The organism is Acaryochloris sp. CCMEE 5410 (assembly GCF_000238775.2).
Lineage (GTDB): Bacteria > Cyanobacteriota > Cyanobacteriia > Thermosynechococcales > Thermosynechococcaceae > Acaryochloris.
In genome coordinates, this window is record NZ_AFEJ02000002.1 from 1,665,562 (window position 1) to 1,679,585 (window position 14,024).

Annotated in this window: 15 protein-coding genes; 3 read left to right on the forward strand and 12 right to left on the reverse strand. The window is 47.2% G+C overall.

Annotated features, from left to right (window positions below; all coding sequences use genetic code 11):
* Positions 1-72: 72 nt before the first annotated feature.
* From ON05_RS28485 to ON05_RS28495, 3 genes are all read right to left on the reverse strand, one after another.
* Entirely contained in the window at positions 73-420 is a 348-nt protein-coding gene (locus tag ON05_RS28485) for a ribulose bisphosphate carboxylase small subunit (protein WP_010467945.1), read from the reverse strand.
* 52 nt (positions 421-472) lie between these two features.
* Entirely contained in the window at positions 473-874 is a 402-nt protein-coding gene (gene rcbX / locus ON05_RS28490) for a RuBisCO chaperone RbcX (protein ID WP_010467947.1), read from the reverse strand.
* 132 nt (positions 875-1,006) lie between these two features.
* Positions 1,007-2,437, reverse strand: coding sequence for a form I ribulose bisphosphate carboxylase large subunit (locus tag ON05_RS28495; protein WP_010467950.1), 1,431 nt, complete (start codon positions 2,435-2,437; stop codon positions 1,007-1,009).
* 644 nt (positions 2,438-3,081) lie between these two features.
* On the opposite strand from ON05_RS28495, the gene ON05_RS28500 reads away from it, so the two are divergent.
* Positions 3,082-3,633, forward strand: a complete 552-nt coding sequence (locus ON05_RS28500; protein WP_010467952.1) for a GNAT family N-acetyltransferase — start codon at positions 3,082-3,084, stop codon at positions 3,631-3,633.
* A 72-nt stretch (positions 3,634-3,705) separates the two neighbouring features.
* On the opposite strand, the gene ON05_RS28505 is transcribed toward ON05_RS28500, so the two are convergent.
* From ON05_RS28505 to lnt, 3 genes are all read right to left on the reverse strand, one after another.
* The gene (locus ON05_RS28505; RefSeq protein ID WP_010467954.1) at positions 3,706-4,608 is read right to left on the reverse strand and encodes a tetratricopeptide repeat protein; all 903 of its coding nucleotides are present in this window, start codon (positions 4,606-4,608) and stop codon (positions 3,706-3,708) included.
* Positions 4,609-4,613: 5 nt separating this feature from the next.
* Complete coding sequence (locus ON05_RS28510; RefSeq protein WP_010467955.1) at positions 4,614-5,300, reverse strand: molecular chaperone DnaJ; 687 nt, start codon at positions 5,298-5,300, stop codon at positions 4,614-4,616.
* Positions 5,301-5,429: 129 nt separating this feature from the next.
* Positions 5,430-6,890, reverse strand: a complete 1,461-nt coding sequence (gene lnt, locus ON05_RS28515; protein ID WP_050857413.1) for an apolipoprotein N-acyltransferase — start codon at positions 6,888-6,890, stop codon at positions 5,430-5,432.
* Between the two features lie 300 nt (positions 6,891-7,190).
* On the opposite strand from lnt, the gene ON05_RS28520 reads away from it, so the two are divergent.
* Positions 7,191-7,514, forward strand: coding sequence for a phasin family protein (locus ON05_RS28520; RefSeq protein WP_010467959.1), 324 nt, complete (start codon positions 7,191-7,193; stop codon positions 7,512-7,514).
* Between the two features lie 61 nt (positions 7,515-7,575).
* The gene (locus ON05_RS28525; protein ID WP_010467961.1) at positions 7,576-8,109 is read left to right on the forward strand and encodes an FKBP-type peptidyl-prolyl cis-trans isomerase; all 534 of its coding nucleotides are present in this window, start codon (positions 7,576-7,578) and stop codon (positions 8,107-8,109) included.
* Positions 8,110-8,316: 207 nt separating this feature from the next.
* Here ON05_RS28525 and ON05_RS28530 read toward each other — a convergent pair whose 3' ends face one another.
* From ON05_RS28530 to rpsL, 6 genes are all read right to left on the reverse strand, one after another.
* Entirely contained in the window at positions 8,317-8,967 is a 651-nt protein-coding gene (locus ON05_RS28530; protein WP_010467963.1) for an LON peptidase substrate-binding domain-containing protein, read from the reverse strand.
* Between the two features lie 106 nt (positions 8,968-9,073).
* A complete protein-coding gene (gene rpsJ / locus ON05_RS28535; RefSeq protein ID WP_010467965.1) occupies positions 9,074-9,391 on the reverse strand; it encodes a 30S ribosomal protein S10 in 318 nt (105 codons plus the stop codon).
* A 145-nt stretch (positions 9,392-9,536) separates the two neighbouring features.
* On the reverse strand, positions 9,537-10,766 hold the full coding sequence (gene tuf, locus ON05_RS28540; RefSeq protein WP_010467967.1) for an elongation factor Tu: 1,230 nt from the start codon (positions 10,764-10,766) through the stop codon (positions 9,537-9,539).
* A gap of 25 nt (positions 10,767-10,791) precedes the next feature.
* The gene (gene fusA / locus ON05_RS28545) at positions 10,792-12,867 is read right to left on the reverse strand and encodes an elongation factor G (protein WP_010467969.1); all 2,076 of its coding nucleotides are present in this window, start codon (positions 12,865-12,867) and stop codon (positions 10,792-10,794) included.
* Between the two features lie 97 nt (positions 12,868-12,964).
* The gene (gene rpsG, locus ON05_RS28550) at positions 12,965-13,435 is read right to left on the reverse strand and encodes a 30S ribosomal protein S7 (protein WP_010467971.1); all 471 of its coding nucleotides are present in this window, start codon (positions 13,433-13,435) and stop codon (positions 12,965-12,967) included.
* A gap of 209 nt (positions 13,436-13,644) precedes the next feature.
* Positions 13,645-14,019, reverse strand: a complete 375-nt coding sequence (gene rpsL, locus ON05_RS28555) for a 30S ribosomal protein S12 (protein ID WP_010467973.1) — start codon at positions 14,017-14,019, stop codon at positions 13,645-13,647.
* Between the last annotated feature and the right edge of the window lie 5 nt (positions 14,020-14,024).

Here is a 14,024-nt window from a genome sequence, read left to right on the forward strand (position 1 = left end):
AAAAGGAGGAGAGGTAGGTTAACCTACCTCTCCGTTCAGCTTAGAAAGCTAAGACCCTATTCACACTAGAGTTTAGTAGGGGCGGTACCCACTATTGCTACCCGGCTTATGAACAATAAAGCTCATGACTTGGCACTGGCGGATATTGTCAAATCCAACCACCCGCACATACTTATCAGAGTACTCAGAGCGGCACTCGCCAATCTCATACAAAACATCCTGAACAGAAGGATTTTTGAAAAGAGGCAACTTCCACATGGTCCAGTAGTATTCGGTTGGCTCAGGAGTATCGTTAAACTCAATTCCTGCAATATAGCCCTGATCCAAGATGTACTGAATTTGTCGACGAATCTGATCGTCGTTCAGGGGAGGCAAGTAGGAAAAGGTCTCGAAACGTCTTTCTATGGGTAAAGTTCTCATGGTTTTATCCGTAGTATTTCCATCAAAAAACTGCAAAAAAGTTTATGGGCGTTCAATCCAGCTCTTCATCAGCATCTGCTTCAAGCTCATCATCATTAGAAGGTGACTCGGGTGTAGACATTTGGGTCATTCGCTCTAGGAGCTGACGTCGATGACCTACATTCGATTCTTGAATTCCGGTCTTGACCATTTCTGGCAGGAACTCAACGACTTCCTCTGCTAAATGCTCTCTCACCGTTAACAACCGCAACGCTAACTCTCGATTTTCTTGCATGAGGGCTTCGAGGTAAAACTCACCGTCTTGAATTCGATCCGTAGAAGAAAACTCCGACAACCAAATTCCAAGACCGGGATTGGTCTCATAAAGCTGAGTCACCACTAACTTGGCCGCTTGATAGGTCAAATAGCTGATCAGCACTTGGGCTGTATCTTTGGCAACTCGTTTTTGATCCATGCAATCCAACACATCCCCAATTCAAACAGGGATAGAATAATGCGTTGAACAGTTAAGGGAGAAAGGAAAGGAACGTCCATCTTCCTCTATCTGTTCAGGGCAAAGGCACCCTTTGCCCTGGCTTCAAGGGGATTAGACTGTATCCATTGCCTCGAATTCGAACTTGATCTCTTTCCAGACTTCTAAGGCAACAGCCAGTTCAGGACTCCACTTAGCAGCTTCACGGAGAATGTCGCCACCCTCACGAGCCATGTCGCGACCTTCGTTACGAGCTTGGACACAGGCTTCAAGAGCAACCCGGTTAGCCGTTGCACCCGGTGCACAACCCCAAGGGTGACCCAAGGTTCCACCACCAAACTGGAGCACAGAATCATCACCAAAGATCTCAACTAGGGCAGGCATGTGCCAAACGTGAATACCACCGGAGGCGACAGCCATAACGCCGCCCATAGAGGCCCAGTCCTGAGTGAAGTAGATACCACGAGACAGATCTTTCTCCACATAGTTCTCACGCAAGAGATCCACGAATCCCATGGTGATGCCTTTTTCACCTTCCAACTTACCCACAACCGTACCGGTGTGGATGTGGTCACCACCAGACATGCGGAGACACTTCGAAAGAACACGGAAGTGCATACCATGGTTCTTCTGACGGTCAATCACAGCGTGCATGGCTCGGTGAATATGGAGCAGCACACCATTATCACGGCACCAGTGGGACAGGGTTGTGTTAGCGGTAAAACCACCGGTAATAAAGTCATGCATGATGATGGGCATTTCGAGTTCTTTCGCGAACTCAGCCCGCTTCAGCATCTCCTCACAGGTGGCAGCGGTAACATTTAGATAGTGACCTTTAATCTCACCGGTTTCAGCTTGGGCTTTATGAATCGCTTCAGCAACAAAGAGGAAGCGATCACGCCAGCGCATGAAAGGCTGAGAGTTAATGTTCTCATCATCCTTAGTGAAGTCAAGACCACCGCGGAGACACTCATAAACGGCTCTACCGTAGTTCTTTGCGGATAGACCTAACTTGGGCTTAATGGTACAACCCAACAAAGGACGGCCATACTTATTGATCTTGTCACGCTCAACTGTGATTCCGTGAGGAGGACCTTGGAAGGTCTTCATGTAGGCAACCGGAATACGAATATCTTCAAGACGTAAGGCCCGAAGTGCTTTGAAACCAAACACGTTACCCACAAGGGAGGTCAACAAGTTGACGACTGACCCTTCCTCAAACAAATCGAGGGGATAGGCAATATAGGCAATGTACTGATTATCTTCGTTGGCAACTGCTTCGATGTCGTAGCAACGGCCTTTGTATCGATCCAAATCGGTTAACAGGTCAGTCCACACAGTGGTCCAGGTTCCTGTTGAGGATTCAGCCGCAACAGCAGCACCAGCTTCTTCGGGAGGAACACCTGGTTGAGGGGTCATCCGGAAGGCAGCGAGGATATCTGTATCTTTTGGGGTGTAGTCCGGCGTGTAATAGGTTAGCTTGTAGTCTTTAACGCCAGCATCATATCCGGCCTTTGACTGAGTTCTAGTTTGTGAATAGGACATGTTGCTCTTGAACAACCTCATCTAAACGTGATAAATCCCGGACAAAACAACTGAGGCTAACTTTTCAGGTAGCCCGCAAAAAAATGTTGAATTTTATCCTGCAAAAATCGCCTAATGCCAACTCTTCAACGGCAAGCGAATCATAGCTTTCCTTAAGATGGCCGCCTTGAGAGGAATACTGGAGAAAGATATTTCCAACAGAAATACTCTGGAATTGGCTAAAATTCAATTTACCAGAGATTGCATAAGTTTAACTTTGGAGGTTTTGAACCTTTTGATAAGTAAATCTTATTCAATATAAGTGGATTAAGCGTATTTCATCTTTACAAGGATTCACATTAGCAAATGTAATCACCCTCGCACAACTCAGGCTTCGCTTAATTTATTTCAGGTCGACAAAACTTTACTTTTATTTAAGTATCATCTCTAACCCTTACATATACTGGGCCAGCAGGATAGGCGACTCAAATCCCCCGATTACATGAGTGTGTAGTAATGTTACGACTCCTCACGGCCCTCAGAAAAAGGAGTAATTCCACCATGAAATCCCATGCCGACGGTGACCTGGCTTATACTAACTTAAGTGGCCTTTTGTAAAAAAAATTGAGGCCATTCGTTACACTTAGCACTTAAAACACTCCTGCATGGGTTTTTGGAAAAGCTTATTTGGAAGTTCAAACGGGGCGTCTGCACAGACCCTAGCCCCTGCGAATGGCTCGATCGGGACGGCTCTGTCAATTTCCAGCAACGGGCGAGGCTCCAAATCGACCCAATCTAAAATTACTTTTAGTAAAGATCGTGAAATCGATCTGTATGAACTGGAAGAGCTTTGTGATGCCGTAGGCTGGTCCCGTCGCCCCATTCGCAAAGTCAAAAAGGCCCTCAAACATAGCTTTATTGTGGTCTCCATGTGGGAACAACGGGGTAGCTACAATCGCCTGATTGGTTTCTCTCGGGCCACCTCCGATCACACGTTTAATGCCACCATTTGGGATGTCGTCGTCCATCCTGACTTTCAAGGCCAAGGCCTGGGCAAAGCCTTGATGAAACAGATCATCAAAGAGTTACGGCGAGAGGATATTAGCAATATCACTCTTTTTGCTGACCCCCATGTCGTCAACTTTTACCGAGATTTAGGCTTTATGCCTGACCCAGAAGGCATTAAAGGGATGTTTTGGTATCCCAACTTTCGGTAATCCAGCGTTGCAGTTCTCTGGCACTCCATGTGACGACTCATAGCTGCTGCCATCCCAAGGAATCTCTCAGTTTCAGTGAGAGCTATCCCCTAATACATCCACAAACTTCTGCAGCCTGAAATAGGCTTCGATATAAACGGGGTTTAACTTCATCGCCTGCTCTAAGGCGAGGCTGGCCTCCTGATACTCTCCAAATTCAAAATGGGTCACAGCCAATCCCAGAAAGCTCTCGGCATGCTGCACATTCAATTGGGTGGCTTGTTCAAAGGCTGTCATCGCTTCTTCTTGAAATCCAATTTGAAACTGGGCTAGTCCCAAACCATAATAGGCAGCATGCAAATAAGCGTTGTAATAAATCGCTTTTTGATAAGCTAGGGCCGCTTCATCATAATTCTGAATGCGATAGAGAGCACTTGCTAGATTGCAATAGAGCTCGGCATTCTCAGGGGCATAGTCCAAAGCTTGGTTATACACAACAACCGCTTCGACAAAGTCCCGAAATTGATACAACACGCTACCCAAGCCGTTGTGAGCTGCGGCCAAAGTGGGCTGCTTTTGAATCGCCTGCTTAAAATTATTTTTTGCCCCAATATAGTCTGCTTGCTCATACTTATGTAGTCCGCGCCGCAGCCACACCATCGCCCAAGAGGTCTCATCTGTTGCTTCTGGGTCGAGGGTTGGTTGACTCGTGACGGTCGGTTGAACCAGGGTCAATCCCTCTAAAGGGTCGGGTGGGAACGGAGATTCAGGGTGTTTAGAACTTTGATGGTTTGCCTCAACGGGCTCCGTTTCATCTGGCAGTGGACTGTCCTGGCCTTCGGATTCAAAGACAGAATGGATCAGATCGGCTTCTATTTCATTGGCCAGATGTAGTCCACGTTTAATCAACGAAGACATCTGATCATCAACACGAGTATGAAGAGATGGAAGATTGAACTTACCCTGTTGGGACTGCTCACTGGGCCCCTCCACCATAATCTCTATCCCATTTTTTTCTTAAGCTCTGTTAACTGTCGCTGCGCCATCAAGATTTCTTGGTCAAAGCGATGAGACATTTCTAGCAAAAGATCCTGTCCAAGTTGCTCTAGCTTCACAGCTTTTATCCGCAATTGATGTAAATCGGATTGGGATAGCTGCTGTAATTTATCCTCAATCGACTGCAACCGCTGTCGGCTTTGAGCTATTTGGCGAATTGTCCGGATTAAATCTGCTGTTATCCCTTCCCCTTGAACCGAGTCGGGACTACTTTCCCAGTCATGCAAAATTGCCCGGAGCCGATCTTCATCCCCCGCTTCATAGGCTCGATTCACTAAGGCCATCAGTTGCTCGCGGCGATCACGCTCTTCAGGGTCTGTCGCTAGGTCAGGATGAATCCGTTTAGCCACTTCTCGATAGAGTTGTTTGAGGCGGGCGGAGGGCCGAAAGTTGTGATTAGAGGCCATCAACGTTAAGTATTTTGAAATTTGGGCATTAATCCGCTCTAATTCCTCTTGACGGATGCCCACAACCTGCATGTAGCGATATTCAAACGAGTGGAGTTCGGCCTGAAACGTAGCCAACTCCAGCTCCCGTTGCGCTAACTGAGCTTCCAAATCCAATAGCTCTGACTGCTTTTGCTGGAGTTCTAGCTCTTCTGGCGTCGATTGACGAACAAGACTACTACTCATTGACTTTGAATCGTGATGGGAGGAGATACTATTAAATCGAGTTGTGTTCAAGATAGAGAGCGTACCCTAGGGAAATGGCAAACGATGCTGCCATACCTCAGTTGAAAAGCCAGTTTTATCTAACTTAGCTTACTTACTGGTGTTGATGAAAGAGGGAAGGCCCGCAATCATACTGAGTGCCACCAAGCTAGGTAAGAACCAATTTCCCCACTGTACATATAAAGTCTGAGTTTGACGGCGGTAAATGGTGGCAGCATGGGTAGCAAACACCAGAGGCTGTGAGCGCCACAAGGTTTGGCCATGGGGGTTAATCACACCAGAGTAACCGGTGTTCGTCGAACGAACGGTCCACCGATCCGTTTCTATCGCTCTCATGACGTCATGGGCATGGTGCTGAGCCATCATCCGAGTATTGTAAGGATCGTTATTGGAGGCCGTCAGAATAAACTCTCCGCCTTGAGCGGCTTGTTTTTGAAACAGTTGCGGAAAGGCGGAATCAAAACAAATCCCTGCGATCGCAGGTCCCCAAGGAGTCAAGAATTGTTGATCAGGCTTCCCTAAATTCATCTGGGTACTGACGGGGGTCAACCGACCGATTAACCCACCCAATAAGGATTCAAAGGGAATATATTCACCCAAGGGCACCAGCTTAATTTTGTTATAGCGGCTAAAGATGCTGCCATCAGCCAAAACGGTAATTAAACTCTGGGTAATGCGATGGTCTTCGGGCATAAAACTCCCCAGCCAGGCCACTACCTGTTTATCTTGAATAGCCTCTACTAAGGGAGGCTGACCTCGCCATAAAAAGGGAAATGCCCCTTCTGGCATCAGCACCGCATCAACGCCTTGATCGGCCAACTGCCGATACCCCGCCTCATAATTCTGACGCCCCAGTTCAAGACCTTGCTTAAATAATTTGATCCGCGTGGGGATATTGCCTTGAATAATGCCGATGTTAAGGGCAGTGTCCTGCTCCATCTGCAATGGCTGCAGGTAAAGGCTCAAGCCTAATAGATGTAAACCGATAAAAAGTGCGATCGCAACACTGCGATACCGCCATCGATAACGAAGGGCTACCCAGCTTTCTGCCAAACAGCCATTAACCATGACTAATGCAGCCACAATAACAGTCGGGCCGGATATCCGACCCAAATGCAGAATGATCAGGTTTGTTGGGCTTTGGGTATAAGAAATCGGGGTCCACCACAAGGGCGATTGAGTCCAGAGCCACTCCAAAACTACCCAAGCCGTTGTTCCCACCAAAATTCGATGATAAACAGGGAGTTTTGCCCCTATCCAGGCCATCCACCCAGACCAAAAAGCAGCAATCAACGCCCCATAAACCGTTACAAACATCCAGCAAGCCAATGCAATCGTCAGACTTGTCCACCAAGACAGCCCCATCCATGTCAAAGGGTGCAAGCCCGTTACCCACGACACTGCAGCCCCCTGATACCCCAGTCCCCATACGAACCCCAGCCGCATCGCCAGCCACACCCGCCCCTGAGCACGGTTAATGTATATCCACAGGGGGACCAAAGCAATCCATGCGAACCACCAAGCTCCCACGGGGGCGGGAATAATACCCATCCCTAAGCCCGAGAGAAAAACGATACCAAACCCTCGCCATTTAGCCGTAGAGATTTTCGGTCGAATACGATCTTGAACAATATATTTCACGTATCTTCTGATAGCTTGCAGTAAAGTCTGCTGGCAGTTTAACCTGATTCAGTTTTTCCTGATTCAGGCCTCCATTACGTGCGTTAGGCCAAGCTCTAGGTCAATAGCCACCGTACTATCCCTACTTTCGAGAAGACCTTTAACTTCGCTATGCTGAAGTTCAACAACCATCGTAATTTTCACACCTTCATTCCCAAACCCGAGGTTTTCATGGACAACAACAATTTCCTCAAGCAAATGTTGATGATTGGGGTCGGAACCACCTCCTTTGTCGCGGATAAACTTAGGGAAGTCAGTGATCAGTGGGTCAATGAGGGAAGGCTCAATCCCGAACAAGCCAAAGCCTTTGTTGATGATCTTTTACAACAAATGCGCTCAGACCCAGGAGACTGGGAAGCTCAGATGGAGCGACAGGTTCGCAACATGATGCAAGATTTAGGCTTAGCCAGACAAGCCGAAGTGGACGAATTACGCGGTAGGATTGATCGACTGGAGCGACAAGTGCGAGACTTAGAAAATAAGCTTTGGCAATAGCCTCCTCAATCAAAACCAACCCTTCAAAGCATCACCGTCCTAAAACGATCGGAGGAATACCTTGCGTAATATCTTAATCAGTTTCGGGATTGTCCTTGTTTGTAGCGCCGTTTTGGTCATTGCCCAAATCACTAACGATACACCTGAAGTATCCGCAGAACCCTTACAAACAGATAATCTGACAACCGTTGCTGCGATTCCTGTTGCCCAAACTCCCACATCTGATATGAATTCAACTAACACTGAAGATTCCGATTACACCACCACCGCATCTGGCTTGCAATACCGTGACTTAGTCGAAGGTACAGGTGAGCAACCGATGCTAGGTCAAATGGTCGTCGTTCACTATACTGGCACCTTAACTGATGGGAGTAAATTCGATAGCTCTCGCGACCGCGGACAGCCATTCTCATTCCCCATTGGTAAGGGACGAGTCATTAAAGGTTGGGACGAAGGCGTTGGCACCATGAAAGTAGGTGGGCGTCGAGAGCTAGTCATCCCCCCCGATTTAGGTTACGGCTCAAGGGGTGCCGGTGGTGTCATTCCGCCCAATGCCACCCTAGTTTTTGATGTTGAATTACTGAGAATTCAGTAGCTTTTAATCTTAGTTACAAGAAAAACACGTCTAAGCTATTAGACCTCTTGCAATATTCGTTTCACGATGTGCTACAGACGAACAAAATACAGCGATCTGACTCGGATTTTAGACCGCTAGCATATCGTTAGTTGAATTATGCAAGAGGTCTATATAATGGTTCAGACGTGTTTTTTCTTTATAAAGAATTGAAGGCTGTCAAGCCAGTTAGGGCTCTAGTGTATCTTTCAAAACTGTACGCGCTGCCAAATGGTTGCGGGTAGACATCAAAATCTCAGCTTCTCGTTCTAGCCGAGCCTGGGTATCCTGCATTTCTAGCAAAGATTGTTGCTCTAACGCCGCACCATAGAAATTACTGGCAACCCAGTAGGATAGGTCTACGGGGAGGCTAGGAATATCATCTGGAAGGTTGATATCTTGTTCAGTTAGCTTTGCAGAGAGTCGAACAACATCTTGCAACAGCTGAGTAACATCTGTAGTCAACGCCTGTAGGTCTTGATCCACGGGCAAAGGTTGATCTTCAATCCACTCTACTAGTCCAACACGGTAGGGTTTTTCACGAACGTAATGGAGTACCTTAAACCGCTGCCGCCCCAGCGTTAAAATCATGATTCGATCATCAGGCAGCCTTTCATGTTTTGTGATTTCAGCACAACAGCCTACAACAGCTGCCTCACCTTTGTTCGGATCCCACATCAAAACACCAAATTGCCGATCTTCCTCCAAGATAGTGTTCATCATTATCCGATAGCGATATTCGAAAATATGCAACGGCAATGGTCGCCCTGGAAACAAGACTACATCAGGTAGAGGGAATAGCGGTAGCTCACGAACAGCAATTGAAGAGGGAATAGCCATTGGCAACGGAAGAGGTGGGATAGGGAGTACTCTTATTCACTCTAGCCCATGTCTCCCGAAGAATTCACAAACAACTCAGACAAGCGCCTATCAACTGTGGCGATGACTAAAGCTTAACTTCAATATCAACACCAGCAGGTAGATCAAGCTTCATCAACGCATCAATTGTCTTGGGGGAAGGCTGATAAATATCAACAATACGACGGTGGGTGCGTGTTTCGAAGTGCTCACGGGAGTCTTTGTCTACGTGCGGAGATCGTAGAACACAATAAATACGTCGCCGAGTCGGTAAAGGAATAGGTCCAACAGGGGAAGCATTCGTCCGCTTAGCAGTTTCAACAATTTTGTCACAGGATGTATCAAGCAAACGGTGATCAAAAGCTTTTAGGCGAATGCGAATTTTCTGTTGCTGGAGAGTGGTCATATCTTAAGTCAGTTGTTAAGTTGTCAAGGTTCTGAATATTAGCAAAGCCGTTTAGCAGTGCCATTGGAATCGGAACTGTTTGGATGAGCTGAAGGTGAGCGTTATCGCTGTACCTCCAGCTCCATCTTAAGGGCTGCTTAGCAGACTATTTAAGAATTTTGGAGACAACACCAGCTCCAACAGTCCGTCCGCCTTCACGAATTGCAAATCGCATCCCTTGCTCAATCGCAATGGGGTTGATTAATTCAACCGTCATTTTAATGCGATCACCAGGCATCACCATTTCAGCCGCACTGCCATCATCAGCTGTAAAAGCACTGATAGTACCCGTTACATCTGTTGTCCTGACATAAAACTGAGGACGGTAGCCAGGGAAAAACGGTGTATGACGCCCTCCCTCATCCTTCTTCAGGATATAAACTTCAGACTCAAACTGAGTATGAGGGGTAATGGAGCCAGGCTTAGCCAATACCATGCCGCGCTCAATGTCTTCTTTCTGAACACCTCGCAAGAGCAAGCCGACGTTATCACCAGCCATTCCTTCGTCAAGGGTCTTTTGGAACATTTCAACACCAGTCACCGTAGTGCTGCGTGTGTCTCTAATCCCAACTAACTCAACGGTCTCACCAACGACAACCTTGCCTCGCTCAATCCGGCCAGTTGCAACAGTTCCACGACCTGTGATAGAGAAAACATCTTCAACTGCCATTAAGAAAGGCTTATCAACATCTCTTTCAGGAGTAGGGATATAAGCATCCACTTCTTCCATCAACTTATAAATCTTATCCACCCATTCGTTATCCCCTTTCTTCATGGAGTCAGCATCGTTGAGCGCTTCCAACGCCATTAGGGCAGAGCCTGAAACGATGGGAATATCATCGCCTGGAAAATCATAGTCGTTTAAGAGTTCTCGAACTTCTAGCTCAACCAACTCTAGCAACTCTTCATCATCTACCTGGTCTTGCTTATTCATAAAGACCACAATGTTGGGAACTCCAACTTGCTTAGCCAATAGAATATGTTCACGGGTTTGGGGCATAGGGCCATCAGCAGCCGAGACGACTAATACTGCCCCATCCATCTGGGCAGCCCCAGTAATCATGTTCTTGACATAGTCAGCGTGCCCAGGACAGTCCACGTGAGCATAATGACGATCTTCCGTCTCATACTCAACGTGCGCTGTATTAATGGTAATGCCTCTTTCCCGTTCTTCTGGGGCCGCATCAATGTCATCGTACTTCCTGGCTTTAGCTTGGCCAAGGGCAGCGAGAGACATGGTAATTGCTGCTGTCAAAGTGGTTTTACCATGATCAACGTGACCAATGGTGCCAATGTTGACGTGGGGTTTTGTTCGTTCAAATTTTGCGCGTGCCATGTATCAACTATTCCTTTTCGATGAATTATGCGTTCCCTTTGTTTTTTTCGATAATGGGTTCAGCCACATTGCGAGGAACGTCCTCGTAGTTGCCAAACTCCATTGTAAAGATACCTCGACCCTGAGTCATAGACCGGATATCTGTGGCATAGCCAAACATGGTCGCCAATGGGACTTTGGTCGTCACTTTGGCGAGCCCTTGGGCCACTTCTTGACCTTCGATTTGGCCTCTTCGAGAAATGAGGTCACCCATTACAGGGCCTAGGAAGTCTTCAGGTACTTCTACCTCAACTTTCATCATGGGTTCTAATAGCGCTGGGGAGGCTTGCATTACCCCCTCTTTGATTGCCATTGAGCCCGCGATTTTAAAGGCCATTTCAGAAGAATCAACATCATGGTAAGACCCGTCCACTAATGTCGCTTTGACATCAATGAGGGGATAACCAGCTAAGATACCAGATTCGCAAGCTTCTTTCATCCCTTGCTCAGCCGGACCAATAAACTCTTTGGGGATAGCCCCCCCGACAATTTTTGAGATAAATTCGAAACCAGTGCCCTCTTCAGCAGGTTCGATCTCAACAACCACATGACCATATTGGCCTTTCCCACCGCTTTGCCGCACAAACTTGCCTTCTGCCGTCACTGCTTTGCGTATCGTTTCCCGATACGCAACTTGGGGGGCTCCAATATTAGCCTCAACTTTGAATTCTCGCAGCATCCGATCAATCAAAATCTCCAAATGCAGCTCACCCATCCCGGCAATCACCGTCTGATTGGTTTCCGGGTCTACACTAACGCGAAAGGTAGGATCTTCTTGAGACAAAGACTGTAGAGCTTTGGACAGTTTATCCATATCCTGCTTAGTTTTAGGCTCTACCGCCACAGAAATAACAGGCTCAGGGATAAATAGAGACTCCAGAACAATCGGTTCAGATGCATTACACAGAGTTTCCCCCGTAAACGTATCCTTAAGGCCCAGGGCTGCACCTAAATCTCCTGACCGCAACTCATCAACCTCAATTCGATCATCAGCTTTCATGATGATCAACCTAGAAACTCGCTCTTTTTTATTTTTGGTTGGATTGAGAATATAGCTGCCTTTGGTGAGAACACCTGAATACACACGAATAAAAGTGAGCCGTCCATAGGGATCAGACATCACTTTAAATGCAAGGGCAGCTAAAGGTGCTTCATCATCAGCCGGACGCTCAGCTTCAGTGCCATCCAACAGCTTCCCTTGAATAGCAGGAACATCAATCGGTGCCGGCATATAGTCAATAACAGCATCTAGTAAGAGCTGAACACCTTTATTCTTGAAAGCAGAGCCGCAAAGCATGGGCACAATAGTGCCTGCAATGGTGCCACGGCGCAAAGCCGATTGAATTTCTATTTCTGATAAAGATTCACCTTCGAGATACTTCTCCATCAGGGAATCATCGGCTTCAGCCACTGCCTCAACTAGCAGTGTTCGATACTCTTGAGCCTGTTCTTGAGTGGACTCAGGAATCTCGGTCTCTTGAATATCAGTGCCCTGATCATTGGTGTAGATGAAGGCTTTCATATTCACCAAATCAACGATTCCCTCAAACTTATCTTCACTGCCGATTGGAAGTTGAACGGCAACAGCATTAGCTTTGAGACGATCACGAATTTGTTCATAAACTCTGAAAAAATTCGCACCCGTTCGATCCATCTTGTTGACGAAGACAATTCGGGGAACTTGATAGCGATCTGCCTGACGCCAAACTGTTTCTGACTGAGGTTGCACCCCTCCCACAGAGCAGAAAACCGCAATCACACCATCCAAAACACGCATCGAGCGTTCCACTTCGATCGTGAAATCTACATGCCCAGGCGTATCAATAATATTGACTTGGTGATCCTGCCAGGTTGTGGAAATGGCTGCAGCGGTAATAGTAATGCCACGTTCCCGCTCCTGATCCATCCAATCAGTAACTGTATTGCCATCATGAACTTCTCCGACCTTGTGTACCACACCGGAGTAGAACAAAATACGCTCAGTTGTCGTCGTTTTTCCCGCATCAATATGGGCCGCAATGCCAATATTGCGCACTTTTTCTAGCGGGACAGAACGTGCCACAGCTACCTCCTTCGCCCTAGCAAGTCATTCGCATAAGGGTATACAACATTCTTGCTGTAATGATTCTATAACTTATCTCAGATGAACTTCACAAAGCTTAGTACCGATAATGGGCAAACGCTTTATTAGCTTCCGCCATACGGTGGGTCTCTTCACGCTTACGAATCGCTGCACCTGTCTCATTCGCAGCATCGATGAGTTCGTTAGCCAATTTGCTCACCATAGACCGCCCAGGACGCTGGCGCGAAAAACGAATAATCCATCGCAACGCCAAGGCAATACCTCGATCGGATCTGACTTCCATCGGGACTTGATAAGTAGCACCACCCACTCGGCGTGCTTTCACTTCTACTAATGGCGTCACATTGCGAACTGCCGTTTCAAACACCTCTAACGGGTCCTGATTCGTTCGCTCTTCAATGATTTTCAACGCATCATAAAGGATACGGGATGCCAGAGATTTTTTCCCACTCGCCATCAAGCGCCGAATAGTCATACTAATGAGGCGGCTATTATAAACCGGATCGGGGGGAACAGGGCGCTTTTGGACACGAATACGACGAGACATGAGAAATCCTACACAAGATAGTAATAATTAAGGGCTTAATAAATCCCCGCTATTTCGAGGAATGCATTTTTAAGACTACGATAACCGCAACCATCTAGCCTAATGCTCACACTGATGAGAGAAATAGGATTAAGGTCAGCATGTTCCCAAAACATAAGCCACCGCTAGGGAACTCCGCTCTATCTCAACTTAAGATCGCGGGTAGGTTACTAACCTTTAGGACGCTTCGCCCCATACTTGGAACGACCTTGGCGTCTATCTTTCACTCCAGCAGTATCCAAAGTGCCGCGGATAATATGGTAGCGAACACCCGGCAAGTCTTTAACACGACCACCCCGAATCATAACAACGGAATGCTCTTGCAAATTATGGCCGATTCCAGGAATATAGGCTGTAACCTCAAATCCAGAGGTCAAGCGAACCCGGGCGACTTTCCGCAAAGCAGAGTTGGGCTTTTTAGGGGTCGTGGTATAAACGCGAGTACAAACACCACGGCGCTGAGGACAGCTTTTTAAAGCCGGCGACTTTGTCTTTTTCTTTGTGTTGTAACGCTCGCTGCGGATGAGCTGCTGAATTGTGGGCATAGATG